The sequence below is a fragment of the Paracoccus mutanolyticus genome, from assembly GCF_003285265.1.
Taxonomy (GTDB): Bacteria; Pseudomonadota; Alphaproteobacteria; order Rhodobacterales; family Rhodobacteraceae; genus Paracoccus; species Paracoccus yeei.
The window spans coordinates 3,513,511-3,535,607 of sequence record NZ_CP030239.1; the positions used below are offsets into that span (position 1 = coordinate 3,513,511).

Sequence of the window (22,097 nt, forward strand, 5' to 3'; positions counted from 1 at the left end):
CAGGGGGAACAACCATGAAATACCAATCGCAAAAGATCGCGCTGGCCTATATCTATGTCGCGCTGATCCTGTTCGCCGTCCAGGTCACCATGGGCCTGGTCATCGGCTACATCTACGTCAACCCGAACTTCCTGTCCGAGATCCTGCCCTTCAACATCGGCCGGATGCTGCACACCAACTCGCTGATCGTCTGGCTGCTGACCGGCTTTTTCGGCGCCGCCTATTTCCTGATCCCCGAGGAAGCCGAGCGCGAGATCCATTCGGTCAAGGCCGCCTATGTCCAGCTTGCCATTCTGGTGATCGGCACGGCGGGCGTGGTCGTGACCTATCTGTTCAACCTGTTCGAGGGCAATGTCCTGCTGGGCCGCGAGGGGCGCGAGTTCCTGGAGCAGCCGCGCTGGGTCAAGGCCGGCATCGTCGTCGCGGCCCTGATCTTCCTGTGGAACGTCAGCATGACCGTGCTGAAGGGCCGCAAGACGGTGATCTCGTCGATCCTGCTTCTGGGGCTCTGGGGGCTGGCGCTGCTGTTCCTGTTCTCGTTCTACAACCCGTCGAACCTGGCTTTGGACAAGCAATACTGGTGGAACGTCGTCCACCTGTGGGTCGAGGGCGTGTGGGAGCTGATCATGGCCTCGATCCTGGGCTTCCTGATGCTGAAGCTGACCGGCGTGGACCGCGAGGTGGTGGAAAAATGGCTCTACGTCATCGTCGCCACCGCGCTGTTTTCCGGCATCCTCGGCACCGGGCACCATTATTACTGGATCGGCCTGCCGGCTTACTGGCAGTGGATCGGCTCGATCTTCTCCAGCTTCGAGGTGGTGCCGTTCTTCGCGATGATGAGCTTTGCCTTCGTCATGGTCTGGAAGGGCCGGCGCGATCACCCGAACAAGGCGGCGCTGCTGTGGAGCCTCGGCTGCTCGGTCCTGGCCTTCTTCGGCGCGGGCGTCTGGGGCTTCCTGCACACGCTGCACGGGGTGAACTATTGCACCCACGGCACGCAGGTCACCGCGGCGCACGGGCACCTGGCCTTCTATGGCGCCTATGTCTGCCTGAACCTCGCGCTTTTCACCTATGCGCTGCCGATCCTGCGCCGCCGCGACCCCTATAACCAGGTGCTGAACATGGCAGCCTTCTGGCTGATGTCGGGGGGCATGCTGTTCATGACCTTCGTGCTGACCTTCGCCGGCACGCTGCAAACCCACCTGCAGCGCGTCATGGGCGAATATTACATGGATGTGCAGGACCAGATCGCGCTGTTCTACTGGATGCGGCTGGGCGCCGGGGTGGCGGTCGTGCTGGGGGCCTACATGCTGATCTATTCGCTGCTGAAGCCGCGCCGCGAAGTGATCGAACCCGGCCCCGTGATCCAACATGCAGCGGAGTGAGACGATGGACGGACCCTTCGACGTGACGGGGGCGGACGCCCCCTTCTACCTGCCCCAGGGCGACGAATGTGCGATCTTCGCCGCCGCCCATGCCGCCAGCCTGCCCCTGCTGCTGAAAGGACCCACAGGCTGCGGCAAGACCCGCTTCGTCGCCCATATGGCGGCGCGGCTGGGCCGGCCGCTTTACACCGTCGCCTGCCACGACGACCTCTCGGCCGCCGACCTGATCGGCCGCTATCTGCTGAAGGGCGGCGAGACGGTCTGGGTCGACGGCCCCCTGACCCGGGCCGTGCGCCAGGGCGCGATCTGCTATCTGGACGAGGTGGTCGAGGCCAGAAAGGACGTGGCCGTGGTGCTGCACCCCTTGACCGACGACCGCCGCATCCTGCCGATCGACCGCACCGGCGAGGAATTGCAGGCGGCGCCCGGCTTCATGCTGGTCGCGTCCTACAACCCCGGCTACCAGAACATCATGAAGACGCTGAAGCCCTCGACCCGGCAGCGTTTCCTGTCGGTCGAATTCACCTTCCCCCGACCCGAGCATGAAATCCCCGTGGTGGCGCGCGAAAGCGGGCTGGACCAGGATCGCGTGGCGCTGCTGGTGCGGTTGGCGAACAAGCTGCGCGGGCTCAAGGGCCAGGATCTCGAGGAAGGCGTATCGACCCGGCTGGTGGTCTATGCCGCGACCCTGATCGCCGGCGGCATGGCGCTGGACCGCGCCATCCTGGCCGCGATGATCGAGCCCCTGACCGACGACGCCGACACCCGCAAGGGCCTGCTGGACCTGGCCGTGGCGGTGACGGGATAGCGCCATGGCCCACATCGAGATCGCCCCCTGGGAACCCGAGGAAACCGTCGGCAAGCTGTGGCACCGGCTGGCCTCGCGCATGGACCCGCCGCAGCGCTACCCCGAGGCCGCCGTCCGCTTCGACGACATGCGCGGCCGCATCGCCGTGCTGTTCCGGGGCCTCGGCGGGGCGGCCGATGTCGAGCTGAAACCGGTGGCCGACCAGTCCGGCCGCCACCGCATCTCCTGGCGGCGTCGGCTGGCCTTTGACCAGGAACGCCTGGCCCGCAGCAGCTTCGACGGCGACGCCCTGCGCCTGCCGGTCGAGCTGGCCGAATTCCCGCAGGCCGAGGATAACGAGGGGCTGTATCTGTGGCTCGCCGCCGCCTCGGCCCATGCCCCACGCTTTGCCGCCGAGACCGATCCGCTGCGCGCCGATCTGGCCGGCATCGCCGCCGGCATGGCGATGCTGCGCGCGACGCGGATGCCGCGCCCGGGCTGCGCCCGCTGTGGTCGCGGCTGGCTGCCGCGCATCTGCAGGCCCGCCGCCGCCCCGCCCTGCGCGGGACCGAGGCGCAGGTCGAGACCCTGGTCCGCCACCTGCTGGGCGATCCGCAGCCGCCGGAACCGGCGCTGCTGGCCGGCTATGCCGCCCCGCCCGCGCATTGGGCCGCGCCGCGCGGCATCGTCCGGTGCTGCCGGTGCCGATGTGGCCCGACCTGCGCGGCCTAGGCCAGGGCCCCGGCGAACAGGTCGCAAGCCTGCCCACCGGCGGCACGCCCGAGGAAGGCGGCGACGGCACCGCCCGCAAGACCCGGCGGATGAAATCCGACCAGGCCGAGCGCAAGGATAGCATCATCCTTTACAAGTTCGAGGCGATGCTGACCTGGGCCGAGATGATGAACATCAACCGCCGGGTCGAGGACGACGACCTCGACAATGCCAAGAAGGCCGCCGACGACCACGAGGAGATCGTGCTGGGCCAGGTCTCGAAGGCCCCGGCGACCAAACTGAAGCTGCATCTCGACCTCGCGCCCGAGGACGTGGACCGCGAGCGCATCGCCGGCCGCTTCACCTATCCCGAATGGGACGCGAGGGGCGGCGTCTGGCTGCCCGACCATTGCCGCGTGCTGGCCGCGCCGGTCGAGCCGGTGCCCGATTACGCCGGCGTCATCGATCCCGCCGCCCGCCGCCGCATCGAGGCCGTGCGCCGCCGTTCCAGGCGCTGCGCCCGGCCAGGGCATCCGCCACGCCCAGCCCGATGGCGACGAACTGGACCTGGACGCCGCGCTGCGCTCCGTCGCCGACCTGCGCGCGACCGGGCGCGGCAGCGACCGCATCTGGCAGCAGGCCCGGCAGGAAAACCGCGACCTCGCCGTCTCGATCCTGCTCGACGTGTCGCGCTCGACCGAAAGCGCCGTGACCGGTCGCCCGGTCATCGACATCGCGCGCGAGGCGCTGACCGCGCTGGCCTGGGGCCTGGACGCCTGCGGCGACCGCTTCGCCATCCAGGGCTTTTCCTCGCTGAAGCGCGACCGGGTCTGGATCCACGACTGCAAGCCCTTCACCGAGCCCATGTCGCGCGCGGTCGAGGCGCGCATCCACGCCCTGCGTCCGGGCTTCTATACCCGGCTCGGCGCCGCGATCCGCCACGCCTCGGCCGGGCTCGCCGACGAGGGCCGGTCGCGCCGGCTGCTGATCGTCATCACGGACGGCAAGCCCAACGACCTGGACCATCACGAGGGCCGCCACGGCATCGAGGACAGCGCCATGGCCGTGCGCCAGGCCCGCCGCGCCGGCCATGCGGTCTTTGGCATCACCATCGACAAGGGCGCGCAAAGCTGGTTCCCGCGCATCTTCGGCCAGGGCGGTTTCTCGGTGATCCGCGATCCCGACCGGCTGACCGGCGCCCTGCCGGAAATCTATCGCCAGCTGGTGCTGTGATGCGGATCGACGACCTGCCGGGAGAGCTGATCCTGTGGATCCTGATCGCCTCGGAAGTGCTGGTCTTTGCCGCCGGGCTTTCCGCCATGGTGGCGATGGGGCTGCGCGACCCGCAGGGCTTTGCCGCCGCGCAGGGCCATCTGGACGGGCGGCTGGCGGCACTGAACACGGTGATCCTGGTCACGTCGGGCCTGTTCGCGGCGCGGGCGGAACGCGACGCCGCCGCCGGCCTGCGCGCCCGCGCCCGGCTGGGCCTGGGCCTCGCCGGACTGGGCGGATTGATGTTCCTGGCGCTGAAGGCGGTGGAATACGCGCGCGACATCCGGGCCGGGCTGGGGATGGACGGACATCCCTTCTATACCTTCTATTACCTGCTGACCGGCTTTCACGCCGCCCATGTCATCGCCGGCGTGGCGGTGCTGGCGCTGGTCGCGATCCGGGCCCGGCCGGCGCCGGTGCAGGCCGGGGCGATGTTCTGGCATATGGTGGATCTGGTCTGGGTGCTGATCCTGCCCGTCATCTATCTGATCTGGTAGGCGCCGATGGACCCGCTGATCCGATGCTGGTTGCAACTGATGGGCCTGACGGCCGCCACCGCGCTGCTGGCCGGCGTCGACGGGCGGCTGGCGGCGGTCGGGCTGCTGGCGCTGGCCTGGCTCAAGGCGCGCGCGATCCTGCGGGGTTTCCTGCACCTAGGCGACGCGCCGGGGTGGCTTGGCGCCTTCATGCTGCCGCGGGCCTGTGGCTGGCGGGGCTTGCCGGCTTATGCGTGCTGGTGCTGGGCTAGGCCCGGCCCAGGGCTCGGCATTGGCGGCCTCGCGCAGCCGCCCGACCGAGGCGATGACGGCGCTGGTCTGGTCGATCCTGACGCCATGCGGGCGCAGCTTGAGAAAGGCGCGGCTCAGGCTTTCGGGCTTCATCCCCAGCCGCCCGGCGATCAGCGTCTTGTCATAGGGCAAGGCGACGGTCGCGCCCTCTGCATCGGGCGGGCAGAGGTCAAGCAGGAACTCGGCAACGCGCTGGGCGGCGGAACGCACCTTCAGCTGCTTGATCTGCTCGCCAAGGCTTTGCAGGTGCAGGAAGGTCGCCACAGGATCGAGCTCGCCGCCTCCGGGAAGCGGCTTGCAGCAGGTTCAGCGAAGGCCTGGGCCGGCAGCGCCACCACCTCGCTGGCGGTCGAGGCCTCGGCCGAGACCGGATAATCGGCCCGGCGCAGCGCGATCGGCTCGCCAAAGCTTTGCCCGCGGGTCATGACGCCCACCACCGCCTCGGCCCCGTTCGGCGCGATGCGGTAAAGCTTGACCCAGCCCTCGGCCATGATGTGGATGGCGGTGGCCGGGTCGCCCTGATGGAAAAGCGCCTGCCCGCGCGCCAGCCGCAGCACCTGCGCCGAATCCAGAAGCCGATCCGTCATCCCCGCGGGCAGGCCCGCGAACAGCCGTGACTGCCCGGCGATGCGGCGGTGCAATTCGGTCAGTCTATGGCTCATGGTGCGGCTCCGGGAACGGAAGGCCAAGGTAGGGGGAAGCGCAGCGACAAGGCAAGGCGCGACGCGCCGGGCCTGTCTTCCGATGATTGTCATCCGGCCGGAACATGCGCATGAGAGACGCAATCGGGAAACAAGGCGGGTGACGCGCGCAATGCCAATCGAGATCGAACGCAAATTCCTGCTTGCCAACGAGGGCTGGAGGGATGCGGTCGTCCGTTCGACACGCCTTCGGGATGGAATCCTTGCCTTCTATGACGGGAGAAAGGTCCGCATCCGCCTGTACGACGACAAGGCGACGCTGACGATAAAGGGCCCCCGCAAGGGCCTTGCCCGGCACGAGTTCGAATATGAAATCCCCCTGCCCGATGGCCTGGTCCTGCTGGAGCAGCACTGCAAGGGCGAGGTGGTCGAAAAGACCCGCCATCATATCCCTGCCCTGGGGCACGAATGGGTGGTGGACGAATATCATGGGCTGCTGGACGGGGTGATCCTTGCCGAGGTCGAACTGCCCAGCGAAGACGCCCGCCTGGACCTGCCCGCATGGGTCGGCAAGGAAGTGACGGGCGTCGACAAGTACCGCAAGATCACGATGGTGAAGGCCCGGAGGAGGAAGCTGCGGGATGCAGCCCGCAGGGCCGGAAAGCACGCAGCGAAGCAGCCGGACAGGGCCAGATGAGCACGCGTCGGGGAGAGCCGGAAAAGGAAACGCGGCCCGAAGGCCGCGTTCCAGGGATCAGTCGTCGGCGAAGATCTCGTCCCGCGACTTTCGGATCGAGGGCAGGATCGCGATGACCAGCGCCACAAGGGCGACCAGCAGCAGCCCGGCCGACAGGGGCGAGGTCAGGAAGGTCGTCATGCTGCCGTCCGGATGATCAGCGCCTGGCGCAGCTTTTCGCCAGCAGGCGGCCCAGCACGAAGCCGAGGGCCAGCGGCGCGGCCTCGAACTGCAGCTTGTAAAGCGCAAAGCCCAAGAGGCCCAGCACCCCGGCCATGATGACCTGCGCCCCGTCGTTCGAGATCGAGAACAGGCCGATGCAGCAGAACGCGACGATGGCCGGGAACAGCAGCCGGTAAGGCACCTTCAGCAGCTTCACCCAGACCCCGATCAGGGGCAGGTTGATGACGACCAGCATCAGGTTGCCGATCCACATGCTGGCGACCAGGCCCCAGAACAGGTCGGGGCTGTTCTGGATGACCTGCGGGCCGGGAACGATGCCCTGGATCATCATCGCGCCGACCATCAGCGCCATGACCGCGTTCGGCGGGATGCCCAGCGTCAGCAGTGGGATGAAGCTGGTCTGCGCGCCCGCGTTGTTGGCCGATTCCGGGCCGGAAACCGCCTGCGGCACGCCCTTGCCGAAATCCTGCGGCCGGTCCGAGATGCGCTTTTCCAGCGCATAGCTCGCGAACGGCGCCAGGATCGCGCCGTTGCCGGGCAGCACCCCCAGGATCGAGCCGAGGCCGGTGCCGCGCAGGATCGCGCCCAGGTTCTGGCGCAGTTCGGCGAAGGTCGGCAGCAAGCGGCCGATGGTGCCCCGCATCACGTCGCGCTTTTCGGGGTCGGCCAGGTTCTTGAAGATCTCGCCAAAACCGAAGATGCCCATGGCCAGCACGACGAATTCGATCCCGTCGTCGATGTAAAGGCCGAAGGTCATGTCGCTCGCGCCCCGTTTCCATGTCGGCGCCGACGCAGGACAGAAGGACGCCCGCGACGATCATCGCCAGGGCCTTGACCAGCGAGCCGTGCGCCAGCACCACCGCCAGCACCAAGCCCATGATCATCAGCGAGAAATACTCGGCCGGGCCGAACAGCAGCCCCAGCTTGGTCATGGGCGTCGCCAGCGCGGCGATGACCAACGTGGCCACGGTGCCGGCGATGAACGACCCGATGGCCGCAAGGCCCAGGGCCAGGCCGGCCTGGCCCTTCTTGGCCATCTCGTGCCCGTCGATGGCGGTCACGACCGCCGTCGCCTCGCCCGGGATGTTGACCAGGATCGCCGTGGTCGAGCCGCCGTATTGCGCGCCGTAGTAGATGCCCGCCAGCATGATCAGCGCGCCGGTCGGGTCCAGCGACAGCGTCACCGGCAGCAGGATCGAGATGGTGGCCACCGGACCCACGCCCGGCAGCACGCCGACCAGCGTGCCGATCAGGCAGCCGATGAAGCAGAAGAAGATGTTTTGCAGGGTAAAGGCGACCGTCATGCCCAGACCCAGATGTTCGAACATGGCCATCATGTCAGTATCCGATCAGCCAGGGCGCCACGGGCAGCGAAAGCCCCAGCGCGTAACGGAACAGCGCGATGCAGACGGCTGTCAGGATCACGGCAAAGATCACCAGCTCGCCCGGGCGGGCATCCTTGGCGGCAAGGCCCGCCAGGATGATGGACAGCGGCGTCGCCACCGCCATGCCCAGCACCGGCACCTTGAAGGCGCCGAGGTCGTGGCCGCGGATGGTGATCGCGAACAGGAACACGCCGATCAGCACCGGCACCATGTCGCGGATCGGCCATGTCCCGGTCGATTCCGGACGGTCCTTCCAGGTGACGACGATCTGGATCACGCCAAGCACGATGATGATGATGGACAGGGCCCGGGGCAGCAGCCCCGAGCCGACGCCGCCCTCGCCCCGGAACGGCAGGTCGGCCCCCGCCCAAAGCGCGAACAGGCCGAACACCACAAGGCTGACGCCCGCCAGCCGCTCGCGGCCAAGCCAGGGGTTCGATGGCGGCGGAACGGGCGGCGCGGGCTGATGGGCCGGAAGATCGACCTGGATGATCTCTGGGGCTTCGCGGCTCATGGCTTATTCCACCTTGATGTCGGCGGCCTTGACGACCTCGCCCCAGCGGGCGCGTTCGGCAGCCATGAAGTCGGCGAAGTCCTGACCGACCAGATGCGACGGCACGCCGCCGTCCTTCTGCAGGCTTTCGATGAAAGCCGGGTCGCGCAGCGTTTCCTCGGTACCCGCGGCCAGCTTGGCGCGCACGTCCTCGGGCAGGCCCTTGGGACCCAGCAGGCCGTACCAGGCCGAGGCGCTGTATTCCGGCAGCCCCGATTCCGCGACGTCGGCACATCGGGAAGCGCCGCGAAGCGTTCCTTGCCGGTCACGGCCAGGGCCTTCAGCGTGCCGTCCTGCACCAGCCCGATCACCGACGGAACCGTCGTCACCATGAAATCGACATGGCCGCCCAGCAGGTCGTTGATCGCCGGGCCGGCGCCCTTGTAGGGCACGTGCTTCAGCTTGATGCCGGCCATCTGGCCCAGCAGCAGCGTGGCGACATGGCTGGCCGAGGCATTGCCGGCCGAGCCATAGACCAGCTGGTCCTGCTTGGCCTTCTCGAGCAGTTCCTGCATCGAATTGACCTGAAGGCTGGGCCCCGCGACGACCACCAGCTGCGCGTCGGCGATCATGGCAATGGGGTCCAGCGTCTCGGCCGGGTCGTTGCGCAGCTTGAAGATATGCGGGTTCACGACCATCGGCCCCTGGTTGCCGATCAGCAGCGTATAGCCGTCGGGATCGGCCTTGGCGACGACGTCGGTGCCCATGTTGGCCGCGGCGCCCGGGCGGTTCTCGACGATGACGCGGCCGCCGATGGCCTTTTCCAGCCGCGCGGCGAACACCCGCGCGATGGCGTCGGTGCCGCCGCCGGCGGCATAGGACACCACGATGGTGACGGGCTTCGACGGATAGTCCTGCGCCATCGCGGGCAGCGTCGACAGCGCCAGGGTTGCTGCGGTGACGCCCAGCATGACGCGGCGGGTAAACGTAAGCATGTGTTCTTCCTCCCTTTGGGTAAAGCGGCCCGCCCGCGTCCTCGACACGGCGGGGGATAGGTCAGTTCCTGCGGCGGACCAGGGCCGAGCCCTCGAACAGACGGCGGCAGGTCCGGGTCACGAAGACGACGGGCTTGCCCCGCGCTCCGTCCAGTTCGACGCGCACGTCCATGCGTCCCGTCGGGTGTTCAAAGGTCAGATTCGCCGGGAACCGCAGTTCGGGCAAGGCGGCGCCCACGATGCTGTCAGGCAGGGTCGCCGCGATCGCGACCGATACCGCGCCCGTCGTTGCAAGCGAGGTATGGCAGGCATGGGGCGTGAAGTAGCGCACGGCCAGGCTGCCGCCGTTGCAGGGCGCGCCGATCAGCACCGGCTTGGGCAGGACCGACGCGCGAACGTCGCCCAGGCCCATGCGGCGCCCGGCCTCGATCCTGAGTTCCTCGAGCTGCGCCATGAAGGGCGCGTTGCCATCCAGGGCAATGGCGCTTTCCGATCCTGTCAGGCCAAAGTTTTCCGCCCGCGCGATCATCACCGGCGTCGCCCCGTCGATCAGCGACACGGGGATGCCGTGGATCACCTCCTGAGGCGTGCCCGACGGCAGCATCATGCCCGTCTTGGCGCCGATGGCCTCCAGGAAGGCCAGATAGACCGGCGCGGCCGTTCCGGGCACCCCGTCGATGGCGGCATCGCCCTGATAGCGCAACTCGCCCCCGGGGGTCTGGATGCGCGCCTCGATGATCTTGCCGGTATTGACGTTGTGAACCTTGACGCGGGTTTCGCCGGACTGGGCGGTCACAAGACCCTGTTCGATGGCAAAGGCACCCACGGCGGACAGCATGTTGCCGCAGTTCGGCCCGGTGTCCACGATGCGTTCCAGCACGTTCACCTGCGCGAACAGGTAATCGACATCCGCACCCTCGCGCGTCGCCGGCCCGACGATCGCCACCTTGGAACTGAGTGTGCTGCCCCCGCCGATGCCGTCGATCTGCAGCGGATGGCCCGATCCCATGATTTCGACCAGCAGGGCGTCGCGCTGCGCGGGATCGCTGGGCAGGTCGCTGCGCAGGAAGAACGGCCCCTTCGAGGTGCCGCCGCGCATCATGACGCAAGGGATGCGAATCTGATCGTCCACGATGATTCTCCTCTGCGGCAAGTCGCGCCGCCTCCGAGACAGCAAATGCGCCAAACGGACTGTGTTGTGAATTGCAAAGAATTTCGATATTATTGCGTAATGAGGAACAATTTCGAATTTCTGGATCTGCGTGCCTTTCTGGCGGTGCTGGAGTTTTCGTCCTTCAACGAGGCGGCGAAGCACCTGAACCTGTCGACACCCGCCCTGTCGCGCCGGATCAAGGCCTTCGAGGAAGCGGTTGGCGCGCAGTTGATCGAGCGCACGACCAGGCGGGTCGCACCCACGCAGATCGGGCGGGAACTGATGCCCCTGGTCAGGCGCCTGGTCGACGAGTTCGAGGAGTCGATCCTGTCGATTTCGGACCTGGGCGGCCGGCACCGCGCCCAGGTGACGCTGGCATCCCTGCCGACGGCCGCCTTCTATTTCCTGCCGCGCGTGATCGAGGCCTTCAACAAGCGCTTCCCGGGCATCCGGTTCAGGATCATGGACCTGTCGGCAAACGAAGGGCTGGACGCTGTGGCAAACGGAGAGGTCGAGTTCGGGATCAACATCATCGGCGCCTTGCGCGACGACCTGAAGTTCACCCCCCTGATCGAGGATCCCTTTGTCCTGGCCTGCCGGCGCGATCATCCCCTGGCGGCAACGTCGTCATTGCCCTGGTCCGCGCTTCAGGGCCATCCCCTGATCGGCGTGTCGAAAAAGTCCGGCAACAGGGCCGTCCTGGATCGCGCCCTGGCGATGGCAGATCAGCAGCTTGACCTGAACTGGTTCTACGAGGTGAACCACCTGTCCACCTCGCTGGGCCTGGTGGAGGCGGGCTTGGGCATTTCCGTCCTGCCCCAACTGGCGACCCCGCAGCGGGAACACCCGCTGATTGCAACCGTCAAGCTTGTCGACCCGGTGGTCACCCGCTCCATCGGCATCGTCGAGCGGCGAGGCGCGCGCTTTTCACCCTCTGCCGTTCGCTTCCGGGAAATGCTTGTGAATGAATGGCATGGCGCCTGACCATGGTGGCGTGGGGCACCGCCGGCGCGGTGAGTTGGGCACGATCACTGGTAGGCTGCGCCAGCTGTTCGACTTGGCTTTGCAGCGGGGACAATATTTTCAGCTCATCCTGAATGGAACGGGAAGATCACCGGCACCAGCCCGACCGCGACGATCAGGACGATGGCGACCAGCGGCAGGCCGATCCGTGTGAAGTCCCAGAACCTGTAGCCCCCCGGACCCACGACCAGGGTGTTGACCGGCGAAGACACGGGCGTCAGGAAGGCGGCCGAGGCCGCCAGTGCCACGGTCATCGCGAAGGGATAGGGCGACACTCCAAGGTCGGACGCCAGCGCCAGCGCAATCGGTCCCATCAAGACCGCCGTCGCGGTGTTCGAGATGAACAGGCCCAGGACCGCCGTGGTCAAGAAGATCACGGCCAGCGCGGCCCGGGGCGTCGCATCGCCGACCAGGGTGCGGAGCGTCTCGGCCGCCAGTTCGACCCCGCCCGTCTTTTGAAGCGCCAGCGAGAACGGCAGCATGCCGACGATCAGGACGAGGCTTTGCCAGTGGATCGACCGATAGGCCGAGGCCATGTCGACACAGCCGAAAAGCCCCATCAGAAGGCAGCCGATCAGCGCCGCCAGCACATTGGGCACCAGCCCGGAGATCATCATCGCGACCACCAAGGCCAGGATGGCGACGGCGGGAACGGCCCGGAAAGGCGCCTCGAGCAATTCGTCCACCTCTCCCGGCAGGGCGAGCACGACCAGATCGCGGGCCTGATGCACCTGCCGGATCCGGCTCCAGGGACCGACCGACAAAAGCACGTCGCCGCCGCGCAGCACGGTCTGCGCATCGACACCGCCGACCGGCTGATTGTCCCGGCGCAGGCCGACGACGGCAAGGCCGTGGACCGAGCGGAACCGCGACTGCGCGATGCTTCTGCCGACAAGCGGCGAACCGGGCGGCACGATCAGTTCGGCCATGCCGATCTCTTGCGCCTGGTCGGTGAAGTAGTGGCCCGAAATGGGCAGGCGGTGCAGCCCATGGCTTTGGCAGAAGGCCTCGATATCCGTGCGGTCGCCGAATACGTCCAGGAACAGGACGTCCTCGGCCTGCAGGACGGTGTCGGCGTGCGGCTGGACCAGCCGCCGGCCATAGGGGGTCGAGCGCTCGATCCCCAGGATGTTGATCCCCGCCGTTCCGCGAAGATCCAGCTGATCCAGCCGCTTGCCGACCAGGGCAGACCGGGCCGACAGATGCAGGCGAAACTCGCGCCCGGCCAGGCCATAGCTGGCAATCCAGTCGGCAAGCCTGGGCCGGCGATTGTCCGCGGCCGGACTTTCGGCGGCAAGCCAGCGCCGGGCGACCAGCATGTAGCCGATCCCCAGCAGCAGAACCGGCAGCCCGAACGGCGTGAAGTCGAAAAAGCCGAAGCCTTGGTACCCCTCGCGCCGGAGCAGGCTGTCGAGGACCAGGTTCGGGGCGGTGGCAACCAGCGTCATCATCCCGCTGATCAGGGCCGCCGCGCTCAGCGGCATCATCAGCCGTCCGGGGGCCGCCCCGATGGTCGTCGCGATCCGCAGCACGATGGGGATGAAGATCGCGACCACGCCGGTCGAGCTCATGAATGCGCCGATCCCTGCGACGGCGACCATCAGCAGCACGATCAGCCGCACCTCGGACGCACCGGCATGGCGCACCAGCAGATCGCCGGTCCGTTGCGCGACGCCCGTTCGCACAAGCGCCTCGCCCAGGACGAAAAGCGCCGCGATCAGGATGATGTTGGGGTCGCTGAAGCCGGCCAGCGCCTCGTCAAGGGTGATGATGCCGGTCAGCGGCAGCGCCACCAGGGCCAGGATCGCAACCACGTCCATCCGGGGCCGGTTCAGGGCGAACATCGCAATCGCCGCAGCCAGCAGCGTCAGGACAACCAGCAATTCCGTCGCCATCTTCCCGCCTTTCGAAGAGCTGTCGTTTCAGCCCCCTGTCCGCATCGCGCATCGGGGATCGGCAGCACGCACCACGGGGCCGCGTCGACCTTCGGCGGCAAGGCCCCGGGCGTCAAGCGACCCGCCGGGAATAACCCCGATGCTGCTGTCCGTGGCAGGCAAGGATTGCCATGCTTGCGGCAGGGCCGCTCGCCGCGTCTGGACTGCCGGATCAGCGGTGACCGACGATCTCGCCGTTCTCGGCCCGGCCCTTGGGGGCGCGGACATCGATCAGCAACCGGCCAGATCGGCGGGCAGGTCGGCGGTGGAAATGCGGGTGGACATGGTTGCTCCTTCAGGCTTTCGGGGCGGCGTGGATCGGATCGACCCAATAGACGGATTCCGGCGGCTCGACCGGATTGACATCGGTGATGTTGACCACCACCGCCTCGTTGTCCGAGCGGACCAGCACGCATTCCAGCACCTGCTCGGGATCGGCATTGATCTCCTGATGCGGGACATAGGGCGGGACATAGATGAAATCGCCGGGACCGGCCTCGGCGACGAACTCCAGCCGCTCGCCCCAGCGCAGCCGCGCCTTGCCGCGCACGACATAGATCACGCTTTCCAGCGGGCCGTGGTGGTGCACGCCGGTCTTGGCGTCGGGCTGGATCGCGACGGTGCCGGCCCAGATCCGCTGCGCGCCGACCCGGGCGTGGTTGATCGCGGCCTGCCGGAACATGCCCGGCGTCTGCGCGGTGTTGGCGTCCAGCCGGTCGCCCTTGATGACCCGCACGCCGTCGTATTTCCAGCGCGGGGCGTCGTCATGGTCGTGGTCGTGGGGCATCTGCCTCTCCTTCTGCGTTGATCCGTCATGCCGTGCGGGCGCGGGCAAAGAGTTCGCACATGACACAGGTTTGGCAATCCTTCAGGATCGCGCCACGTCCTGCTGACGCCGCCGATCTCGGCTCTGGCTCAGCGTCCCTACCACGCCATTGGACAGGAAGGTCTGCAGCTCGGCCATTAACAGGCCGCTGAATTAGTCGCCAAACTGGGACCAAACGACAACTACGGAGAGGGTTATCCCGATCGTCTTGGGGCGTCGATTGGCGATGCGTCGGATCTCCTGAATTGACCAGCGGATCAGCTTGGGTTCCTTGGCAGCCTGCGCATCGTTTTTTTGGGCGGTTCGACATTGGCGTGATGGCGAATGGTAGCCATCATGGCGAAGGCCAGCATGACCAGCGATACATGGCGGTGCCACCCGTGCCAGGAACGGGTCTCGTTGTGATCGAGGCCGAGTTCATTCTTTGCGGTCTCGAAGCTGTCCTCGATTGCCCAGCGATGTCCTTCGACACGCACCAGTGTTTCCATGCCCGTGCCCTCCGGACACCATGTGGTGAAGAACGCCAACTCGCCATCGGAGATATTGCGTCGGATCAGCAGGCCCCGGGTCCATACGCCGCTGAGATCAGCATTGAATTCGCCAGCATCGAGATCGGCGAGATCAAGGTAGGCCCAGTCGTGAAGCCGCTCGCCCTTGGTGCCCGCGCCGGCCGAAAGACGCTGCCAAGCCTCGGGCGGCAAGTCTTCCGCGATGCTCCCGGCCGTCCCGCTGACGGCATAGGCTTTCCCCCAGGAATTGAAGGCGTGCTTGGAACTGACACCCAGGACATAGCCTTTTCCAGCGCGGCGCAGTGCTATTTCGATATCGCCAACGCCATAGACGCTGTCGGCGGCCACCCAGGAAAATGGAACCTTGGTCGAGAGCACGCGCTCGATCATGCTGCGGGCGATGGCAGGTTTAGTGGCGAACTCCACCGCCTCGGGCACATGGGCCCGGCTTCGTCTGACCGGAGCTTCAGCCCATGCTTTCGGCAGATAGAGGGCCCGATCGATAAAAGCATGTCCGTGCTGCGAGACGTAGCTGGCGAAGACGCCGATCTGGCAATTGGTGATCTTTCCTGCCGACCCCGTATATTGGCGCGCGACCCCACAGGAGGCGTGGCCCTGCTTCAAAAAACCGGTTTCATCGATCACCAGCACCGCCTCGGGATCAGCCAGCGTTTCCACGGCGTAGTCCCGCACAATATCGCGCAGCGCGTCGGCATCCCAATGGCCACGACCCAATATCGCCTGCTGACGCCAGGGGCCCGGATCTCCAGCCGCTTCGGCCCGCATCCAACCCGTCTTGCGCCGTTCCTCACCCAACAAGCCGTCGAGAAACTGACCGGCCGATGCCGCAACCCGTTCCTGCGTAAACAGCGGCCGAATTCGAGCCTTTACTTCCCGAAGCGACGAAGCCCAAAGCTCCAACGTTTTCCTTGACAGACAAGGCCGACCATGTTAGATACCTAGCCCGGCTGGTCGAACTTGATTCAGAGCGAGGAAAGAATCATGTATCTACATGGCGCCAAGGCCCGACTTCTGCAGCTAGCCTTGCTAGAAGCCCGGAAAGCTTCGACTTTGCGGCAATCCCGAAGCTCGATAAAGTGCAGGTTCTGGGACTGGGCCGGTGCGAGTGGATCGAGCGGTGCGAGACTATCATTGCCTTCGGGCCGGCCGACACCGGAAAGACCCCTGTCGCGCTAGTCGACCGACTGGCACACCACGTCAGCGTCCTCAAGAGGAATGGCGAAGCCAGCGCCTCGTCAACAGCACAACCCCGAAAACCGCGCTGTCTTGCCGGAAAACGACGCCCGCGTTAATCAGGCCTTCGGATCACAGGAAAGGGCCGACCATGGGCATCAACAGCGAAAGCGACATTGCCGCGAACCTGCAGATCGGACCCACCGACAAGGGCATGGTGCGCATCTATGTCGAAGGCGAGGGCGTGGACCTGCCGCTGGACTTCGACCCCGACGAGGCCGAAGAGATCGCCGAGGAATTGATGGCCGCAGCCGAGGCCGCGCGCAGCATCGGCAGCCCCTCGCCGGGCGGCAAGCCTAAGAAGCGCCGCTGACCCCCATCGGGTCGGTGACGGCCAGCAGCCGCTGGGTCGAAACCCGCGCGATGTCGCGCAGCAGCCTGCTGCGCCGAGCGCCGGCCAGCCGCGTCTCGGGCGCCATGCGCAGCAGTTCCGCCCCCCAGCTGTCGGCCCGGATCAGGCCCGAGCCCTTGGGCAGCAGCTCGTCGGGGAAATCGCAGTCCACCGCCCAGAAAAAGCGGTCGCAGAATTCCAGATAGCCCTGCCACTTTCGGTCCGAAATGAAGTCGGCGCGGCAGCTTTTGCATTCGACCACCCAGATCTCGCCCTTGGGCGAGATCGAGATGACATCGACCCGCAGCCCGCCGGTCGGCACGAATTCCGACAGCGCGGCATGGCCCATCGTCGTCAGCATCCGCGTGACGCCGCGCGTCAGCCGCTGGCCCGGCCGGGCGGGCAGGATATCCTCGGTTACCGTCTCGGCCGGTGGGGGTTGCTGGGGCAAGGCGCTCATGCCGGCAACCATGAACTAAAGGCGAACATCAATCAACCCCACGCCCTTCGGATCTTGCACCCGGCCCTGTCGGACCCTATCTTGCGCGGTGGCGGGTTTCTGCTCTTCTCGTGTGTGGCCTCTTTTTCCACTGGCCTATAATTTCACCGAGGGGGCCGGCTCTGTCGGGGCCCTGGCCTCGTTATCTGGCTCCCACCTGGACATCCAGGCTTTCGGGGAAACTAGCGCTGCCACGGTCGCTGCGGTTCCCGCCACTTTCCCAAGCCCGCCAACGAAAAGGGACGGCCCGAAGGCCGCCCCGAATGTTTTGCGAGAGAGAGGGTTCGGCCTTAGAAGCCGTAAACCAGCGACACGCCCAGCGTGTTGTCAGTGCGGATTTCGCGGTCCGAGACGTATTCGGTCTTGTAGGACACGCGGGTCGCGAAGGCTTCCGACATCTTGAAGTTCAGGCCGAGCTCGTTCGTGATCGTGTCGTTGGCATCCGAGGTCAGATAGTCGGTGTCGTTGGTCACGAAGAAGTTGTCGTTGATCCGGTGGTAGAACCGCGACGAGATCAGATAGCCGACATCGGTATCGGAATCATAGGCGATGGTGCCATCGTCAAGCTCTTCGCCGGTGACCGGATCGATGAACGGAGTCGCGACAACGGCCTTGGTGTAGCGGACACCCACGGCCGCCTGCATGCGCCATGCGGTGGTGTCGTTCGAGATGATCCGGTAACCCGGGCCAACGCCGAAGTAGGCGTCGCGCTTCAGACGGCCATCCAGCGAGCTGAAGGTTTCCCCGCTCGACAGGCTGATCGGATCGTCGGCCAGCGCGTCGGTGGCCAGACGGCCCAGAGCGAAGGCATAGAAGCGATCGTTGATGTTATACATGCCTTCGTAGATCACGTAGGTCTTTTCGGTGTCCTTCTCGCCGGCGTTGTTGTCGCCGTATTCAAGCAGGATGCCGACCGACTGCGAGAACTGGCCCTGGTTGTGGGACAGGCGGCCCGACAGGCTGAAGTCCTGGTTTTCGCTGTTGCCGGTCGAACCGGCATAGGACAGGGCGACCGAACCGAAGGTGCCCTGACGGCTGTCCGGGGTGCCAAAGCGATAGGCGTCGTCCGAGCGGGCGAAGTCGTCGCGCACGTCACGTTCCAGGTCGCGCTGCGCCTCGGCAACATCGGTGATGCCGGTGGCATTGGCGCCGGCCATGGATTCGGACTGGGCGAACGCGGGCGAGGAGAATGCCGCGGCCAGAGCGGTCGCTCCGGCAAGGTAAGCAAGGGTTTTCATCTGTAGCAGTCCTTTTACTGAACCGTTTTCGTGTCCACGGCCGCTGTTCGGTGCAACCGTGAGCATCTCTGCTGGGGTAGAATTATCCCCAGCCTTGCCCCGCATAAAGGGTGAGCCGGAACGCACGCACAGTCGCAAAATCGTGAAAGCACTGTAGCTTTTTTGCATCGGCGGATTTTCGACCATGGCGATTTGTGATGAAACCAAATGTCGTTTTCAATTTTTAGGAGGTTTTTAACGAAGTTTCATACTCTAATGGGCAATGTCCAACATCACGGAACGTTAAGGAATCGTAACAGTTTTGTCCCGAACAAGCTTTGCGCAAATTTTAGGCAGGCTATTCTTGCTCGCCCCAAGGCTGCATTGTTGCACGGTGTCCACAGTTGGATCGTAAATCCTTGTGAAGGGACGGAACCGGAAATCGGCCAGGAACGTTGCCCGGCGATCAGGTGTTTTTCTGCGCCGGATCATGATCGGCAGCGGCGCGCCCACGGCCCTGCGCAGCCCACGCGGCCTCGAATCCCGGCCTTGGGCCATACGCATCACCGCAATGCCGAACTGGACGCCCGAAAACAGCAGGATGTGGAATGCCAGCAGCATGGCCACGGCGATGAAGCCGCCCCGGGTCGCCCAGACCAGATGCCGCAGACCCGCGACATCCAGCGCGATCAACAGGCCGGTGAAGACCGCCCCCAGAAGGGCGCCCCAGGCGATGCTGACGATATACAGGCGGACAAGACGAGGCATGGCGGCAGCACCGGCGCGGTTGGAACACTTCGGCACAATAACGCAATGCGGCGCTTTTGGGGAAAGAAAAATCGCGGCGAAGGGCCGCAGGGCCAGGATCGGCCCAGGGGCCGGACGTCAGAAGGCGTCCGGCCGGGCTTCGCGTGCCATGTGGTCCAGCACCGCGTTGACGAACTTGGGTTCGCGGCCTTCGGGGAAGAACGCCTCGGCAATGCGGACATATTCGGTGATGACGACGCGCGGCGGCGTATTGCTGGCGACCAGTTCGGCCCCGCCGGCGCGAAACAGCGCCCGCAGCACCGGGTCGATGCGGTCGATCGGCCATTTCGCGACCAGCGCGCGGTCGGTCGCCTGGTCGATGCGCGACTGCCAGTTCACCGCGTCATCCAGGATGCGGCCGAACAGCGACTCGTCGGCCTCAACCGAAACCATGTCGGAATCCTCGTCCTCGCGGCCGATGCGCCACTGGCGGAATTCGCGCAGGACGGTGTCGGCGGACTGGCCGGCGGCCTCCATCTGGAACAGCGCCTGCACGGCATAGACGCGCGCGGCCGAGGTGCGGGCCTGGCGTTCGGCCCGCTGCTCGGGGGTCCGGTTTTCCCTCGACCCGCTCATGCGCCGCGCGGCCCGTCAAGTTCGCCTGCCAGGCGGATGATGTCGGAGCTGACGGCCCCCTCGCCCGCGGTGCGGCTTTCCCAGCGCCGCTTCAGCGCGATCAGGTGCAGCGCGGCGGCGGCAGCGCCCCCGCCCTTGTTCTGCCCCTCGGGGTCGGCGCGGACGGCGGCCTGTTCGTAGTTCTCGACCGTCAGGATGCCGTTGCCGATGCAATGGCCCTGCAGCCCCAGCAGGGTGAGTCCGCGCGAGCTGTCGTTGCACACCGTGTCGTAGTGCGTCGTTTCGCCCCGGATCACGCAGCCGATCGCCACGTAACCGTCATAAAGCCCGCGCGCGGCGGCCAGCGCAATGGCGGTCGGGACCTCGAGCGCGCCCGGCACCTCGACCAGATCGACGCTGGCGCCCGCCTCGGCGGCGACGGCGCGCGCGCCCTCGACCATCGCATCGGCGATCGAGCGGTAATAGGGCGCGACGACGACCAGAAGCCGCGCGCCCTCGATGCGGGGCAGCGGCAGTTGTTGATGTTCGATGCTGGCGGCCATGTCTTACCCTTTGGGAATCGGACGGGTGGAATGGATCGAAAGCCCGTAGGCGTCAAGCCCGACGATCTTGACCGGGGCGGAGTTGGTCAGCAGCGCAAGCTCGGACAGGCCCAGGGCGGACAGGATCTGCGCGCCAAGCCCGTACTGGCGCAGCACATGGGGCGACACCTCGCCCTGCACCGGCAGGCGCTTTTCCAGGTCGCGGAACAGCACGACGACGCCGCGCCCCTCCTCCTCGATCAGGCGCATGGCCTGGGACAGTTCGCCCGCATCCTCGCGGCCGATGCCCAGCACGTCGTGCAGCGGGTCCAGCGCGTGCATCCGCACCAGGACCGGACCCGGGGCGGTCAGGTCGCCCTTGGTCAGCACGATATGTTCCGCGCCCGAGGTCTCGTCGGCAAAGACCCGCATCATCCAGTCGCCGCCATGGATCGAATGGACCGCGCGCTGCGCGCGCTCGGCGATCAGGTTGTCGTGGCGGCGGCGATAGGCGATCAGATCGCTGATCGTCCCGATCTTCAGCCCGTGGCAGCTGCGCGAAGCCAACCAGGTCCGGCAGGCGCGCCATGGTCCCGTCGTCGTTCATGATCTCGCAGATCACGCCCGCGGGGACAGGCCGGCCAGGCGCGCCACGTCCACCGCCGCCTCGGTATGGCCGGCGCGAACCAGCACGCCCCCGTCCCGGGCGCGCAGCGGGAACACATGGCCCGGCGTCGCGATGTCGGCCGCGCCCTTGGTCGGGTCGATGGCCACGGCGATGGTATGGGCCCGGTCATGGGCCGAGATGCCGGTGGTGACGCCCTCGCGCGCCTCGATCGACATGGTAAAGGCGGTTTCGTGCCGGCTGGAGTTCCTGGGGCTCATCAGCGGCAGGCCCAGCGGCGCGATCCGGGCGCCCGGCAGCGCAAGGCAGATCAGCCCGCGGCCATGAGCGGCCATGAAGTTGATCGCCTCGCGCGTGGCCATTCGGCCGCAATCACCAGATCGCCCTCGTTTTCGCGATCCTCATCATCGACAAGGATAAACATCCGGCCTTGCGAGCCTCGTTGATGATCTCCTCGGTCTTCGAGATCACGTCCGCCCAGTCGCGCTCGACGGGTCCGGGTTTTTCATAGTGCATCCGCCGCTCCATGCGTCCTTAGCGCGGGCGGGGCGGCGTCCGCCCGACCACCCGCATCGTCCTGTCCGGCCCGGCAGGGCCTGTTGCCGGGTCTGCACCGCACGGGCCCCGCGCGCAAGCCCCGATGCGCGCGCCCATGCGTCAAGGGGCCGGCATCCTTGTCACAATCCGCCCGCCAGCCGCGCGACATAGCGCGCCAGCGTGTCGATCTCCAGGTTGACGGCATCGCCCACCCGCGCCTCGCCCCAGGTCGTCACGGTCTGGGTGTGGGGGATGAGGTTCACGCCAAACCGCGCGCCCTCGACCTCGTTCACGGTCAGCGAGGTGCCATTCAGCGCGACCGAGCCCTTTTCGGCAATGAACCGCGCCAGCCCCTCGGGCGCGCGGAAGGTGACGCGCGTGCTGCCGCCTTCGTCGTGCATCTCCTCGATCACCGCGGTGCCGTCCACATGGCCCGACACGATGTGCCCGCCCAGTTCGTCGCCGACGCGCAGCGCGCGTTCCAGGTTCAGCCGCTTGCCGGGCGCCCAGCCGTTCGCGCCGATGTTGGTTTTGGACAGGGTCTCGGCCGAGATGTCGACCTCGAACCAGTCCGCGCCCTTTTCCACCACCGTCAGGCAGACCCCGTCGCAGGCGATCGAGGCGCCCAGGTCCACCCCCGCCATGTCGTAGTGGCAGGCGATGCGCGCGCGCATGTCGCCCCGCATCTCGACCTGGCTGACATTGCCGATATCGGTGATGATCCCGGTGAACATGGCCGCTCCGCTTTCGTCAATCCTGCGCGCAGACCTAGAGCCTCGGCGTCCGCTCTTCAAGCAATCCTTGATAATTTGCCGGGAAAGGGCGTGACACCCCGGCGCGATTCGTGCATCAGTCGGTCGTTCCGGCATTAACCGGCTGTTCCGTGATCGGTCCCCTCAGGTTTTTTCA

At 66.5% G+C, this 22,097-nt stretch carries 24 protein-coding genes and 4 pseudogenes; 10 read left to right on the plus strand and 18 right to left on the minus strand.

Features of this window, described 5'->3' with window-relative positions; genetic code table 11:
• Positions 1-14 precede the first annotated feature (14 nt).
• The 6 genes and pseudogenes from DPM13_RS19035 to DPM13_RS24485 form a co-directional block, all read left to right on the plus strand.
• Positions 15-1,385, plus strand: coding sequence for a cbb3-type cytochrome c oxidase subunit I (locus DPM13_RS19035; RefSeq protein ID WP_112888626.1), 1,371 nt, complete (start codon positions 15-17; stop codon positions 1,383-1,385).
• Positions 1,386-1,389: 4 nt separating this feature from the next.
• Entirely contained in the window at positions 1,390-2,193 is an 804-nt protein-coding gene (locus DPM13_RS19040; protein ID WP_112888627.1) for a CbbQ/NirQ/NorQ/GpvN family protein, read from the plus strand.
• Between the two features lie 4 nt (positions 2,194-2,197).
• The gene (locus DPM13_RS24475) at positions 2,198-3,025 is read left to right on the plus strand and encodes a hypothetical protein (RefSeq protein WP_223252209.1); all 828 of its coding nucleotides are present in this window, start codon (positions 2,198-2,200) and stop codon (positions 3,023-3,025) included.
• Between the two features lie 566 nt (positions 3,026-3,591).
• Positions 3,592-4,116: a nitric oxide reductase activation protein NorD gene (locus DPM13_RS24480; RefSeq protein WP_262983196.1), complete on the plus strand. Its 525-nt coding sequence runs from the start codon at positions 3,592-3,594 to the stop codon at positions 4,114-4,116.
• Positions 4,116-4,652, plus strand: coding sequence for a cytochrome c oxidase subunit 3 (locus DPM13_RS19050; RefSeq protein WP_080622693.1), 537 nt, complete (start codon positions 4,116-4,118; stop codon positions 4,650-4,652). The genes DPM13_RS24480 and DPM13_RS19050 overlap by 1 nt, the downstream gene beginning before the upstream one ends.
• 39 nt (positions 4,653-4,691) lie before the next feature.
• Positions 4,692-4,787, plus strand: a pseudogene (locus tag DPM13_RS24485) (cytochrome C oxidase subunit IV family protein); the annotation flags it as partial.
• 21 nt (positions 4,788-4,808) lie between these two features.
• On the opposite strand, the gene DPM13_RS24490 reads toward DPM13_RS24485, so the two are convergent.
• Complete coding sequence (locus tag DPM13_RS24490; protein WP_223252211.1) at positions 4,809-5,207, minus strand: helix-turn-helix domain-containing protein; 399 nt, start codon at positions 5,205-5,207, stop codon at positions 4,809-4,811.
• Positions 5,156-5,605 (minus strand): cyclic nucleotide-binding domain-containing protein, encoded by a 450-nt coding sequence (locus DPM13_RS19060; protein WP_223252212.1) that lies wholly within the window; start codon positions 5,603-5,605, stop codon positions 5,156-5,158. Before DPM13_RS19060 ends, DPM13_RS24490 begins: the two co-directional genes overlap by 52 nt.
• A 151-nt stretch (positions 5,606-5,756) precedes the next feature.
• Here DPM13_RS19060 and DPM13_RS19065 point away from each other — a divergent pair, with 151 nt between their 5' ends.
• Positions 5,757-6,281 (plus strand): CYTH domain-containing protein, encoded by a 525-nt coding sequence (locus DPM13_RS19065; protein ID WP_099649540.1) that lies wholly within the window; start codon positions 5,757-5,759, stop codon positions 6,279-6,281.
• Between the two features lie 57 nt (positions 6,282-6,338).
• Here DPM13_RS19065 and DPM13_RS25530 read toward each other — a convergent pair whose 3' ends face one another.
• The 6 genes and pseudogenes from DPM13_RS25530 to DPM13_RS19085 all read right to left on the minus strand — a co-directional run bounded on the left by DPM13_RS25530 (position 6,339) and on the right by DPM13_RS19085 (position 10,508).
• Positions 6,339-6,461: a hypothetical protein gene (locus DPM13_RS25530; RefSeq protein ID WP_262983197.1), complete on the minus strand. Its 123-nt coding sequence runs from the start codon at positions 6,459-6,461 to the stop codon at positions 6,339-6,341.
• 16 nt (positions 6,462-6,477) lie between these two features.
• Positions 6,478-7,260: a tripartite tricarboxylate transporter permease gene (locus DPM13_RS25535; RefSeq protein WP_262983198.1), complete on the minus strand. Its 783-nt coding sequence runs from the start codon at positions 7,258-7,260 to the stop codon at positions 6,478-6,480.
• A 55-nt stretch (positions 7,261-7,315) separates the two neighbouring features.
• Positions 7,316-7,840: pseudogene (locus DPM13_RS25540) on the minus strand (tripartite tricarboxylate transporter permease); the annotation flags it as partial.
• Between the two features lies 1 nt (position 7,841).
• A complete protein-coding gene (locus DPM13_RS19075; RefSeq protein WP_223252213.1) occupies positions 7,842-8,402 on the minus strand; it encodes a tripartite tricarboxylate transporter TctB family protein in 561 nt (186 codons plus the stop codon).
• A 3-nt stretch (positions 8,403-8,405) separates the two neighbouring features.
• Positions 8,406-9,376 (minus strand): annotated as a pseudogene (locus tag DPM13_RS19080) (Bug family tripartite tricarboxylate transporter substrate binding protein).
• Positions 9,377-9,437: 61 nt separating this feature from the next.
• Positions 9,438-10,508: a 4-oxalomesaconate tautomerase gene (locus tag DPM13_RS19085; RefSeq protein ID WP_112888628.1), complete on the minus strand. Its 1,071-nt coding sequence runs from the start codon at positions 10,506-10,508 to the stop codon at positions 9,438-9,440.
• 99 nt (positions 10,509-10,607) lie between these two features.
• On the opposite strand from DPM13_RS19085, the gene DPM13_RS19090 reads away from it, so the two are divergent.
• Positions 10,608-11,513: a LysR family transcriptional regulator gene (locus DPM13_RS19090; protein WP_112888629.1), complete on the plus strand. Its 906-nt coding sequence runs from the start codon at positions 10,608-10,610 to the stop codon at positions 11,511-11,513.
• Between the two features lie 104 nt (positions 11,514-11,617).
• Here DPM13_RS19090 and DPM13_RS19095 read toward each other — a convergent pair whose 3' ends face one another.
• The 3 genes from DPM13_RS19095 to DPM13_RS19105 form a co-directional block, all read right to left on the minus strand.
• Complete coding sequence (locus DPM13_RS19095; protein WP_112888630.1) at positions 11,618-13,447, minus strand: SLC13 family permease; 1,830 nt, start codon at positions 13,445-13,447, stop codon at positions 11,618-11,620.
• A 334-nt stretch (positions 13,448-13,781) separates the two neighbouring features.
• Complete coding sequence (locus tag DPM13_RS19100) at positions 13,782-14,273, minus strand: cupin domain-containing protein (protein ID WP_112888631.1); 492 nt, start codon at positions 14,271-14,273, stop codon at positions 13,782-13,784.
• A 296-nt stretch (positions 14,274-14,569) separates the two neighbouring features.
• Positions 14,570-15,757: an IS701 family transposase gene (locus DPM13_RS19105; protein ID WP_112888632.1), complete on the minus strand. Its 1,188-nt coding sequence runs from the start codon at positions 15,755-15,757 to the stop codon at positions 14,570-14,572.
• Between DPM13_RS19105 and DPM13_RS27545 the strand changes: the two genes are divergently transcribed.
• Positions 15,751-16,134, plus strand: coding sequence for an ATP-binding protein (locus DPM13_RS27545; RefSeq protein ID WP_112888633.1), 384 nt, complete (start codon positions 15,751-15,753; stop codon positions 16,132-16,134). The two genes, DPM13_RS19105 and DPM13_RS27545, sit on opposite strands and share 7 nt — an antisense overlap.
• Before the next feature lie 32 nt (positions 16,135-16,166).
• Complete coding sequence (locus DPM13_RS19115) at positions 16,167-16,388, plus strand: DUF6324 family protein (RefSeq protein WP_028718603.1); 222 nt, start codon at positions 16,167-16,169, stop codon at positions 16,386-16,388.
• On the opposite strand, the gene DPM13_RS19120 is transcribed toward DPM13_RS19115, so the two are convergent.
• From DPM13_RS19120 to DPM13_RS19150, 7 genes and pseudogenes are all read right to left on the minus strand, one after another.
• Positions 16,372-16,866: an MmcB family DNA repair protein gene (locus DPM13_RS19120; RefSeq protein ID WP_112888823.1), complete on the minus strand. Its 495-nt coding sequence runs from the start codon at positions 16,864-16,866 to the stop codon at positions 16,372-16,374. The two genes, DPM13_RS19115 and DPM13_RS19120, sit on opposite strands and share 17 nt — an antisense overlap.
• Before the next feature lie 329 nt (positions 16,867-17,195).
• Complete coding sequence (locus tag DPM13_RS19125; protein WP_223252214.1) at positions 17,196-18,329, minus strand: DUF481 domain-containing protein; 1,134 nt, start codon at positions 18,327-18,329, stop codon at positions 17,196-17,198.
• Positions 18,330-18,425: 96 nt separating this feature from the next.
• Entirely contained in the window at positions 18,426-18,815 is a 390-nt protein-coding gene (locus tag DPM13_RS24495) for a hypothetical protein (RefSeq protein ID WP_223252215.1), read from the minus strand.
• A 192-nt stretch (positions 18,816-19,007) separates the two neighbouring features.
• Positions 19,008-19,505: a transcription antitermination factor NusB gene (gene nusB, locus DPM13_RS19135; RefSeq protein ID WP_112888635.1), complete on the minus strand. Its 498-nt coding sequence runs from the start codon at positions 19,503-19,505 to the stop codon at positions 19,008-19,010.
• Positions 19,502-20,047: a 6,7-dimethyl-8-ribityllumazine synthase gene (locus DPM13_RS19140; RefSeq protein ID WP_080622702.1), complete on the minus strand. Its 546-nt coding sequence runs from the start codon at positions 20,045-20,047 to the stop codon at positions 19,502-19,504. The genes nusB and DPM13_RS19140 overlap by 4 nt, the downstream gene beginning before the upstream one ends.
• Positions 20,048-20,050: 3 nt before the next feature.
• Positions 20,051-21,167: pseudogene (gene ribB / locus DPM13_RS19145) on the minus strand (3,4-dihydroxy-2-butanone-4-phosphate synthase).
• A gap of 161 nt (positions 21,168-21,328) precedes the next feature.
• Positions 21,329-21,922, minus strand: a complete 594-nt coding sequence (locus DPM13_RS19150) for a riboflavin synthase (RefSeq protein WP_028718596.1) — start codon at positions 21,920-21,922, stop codon at positions 21,329-21,331.
• Positions 21,923-22,097: the final 175 nt, after the last annotated feature.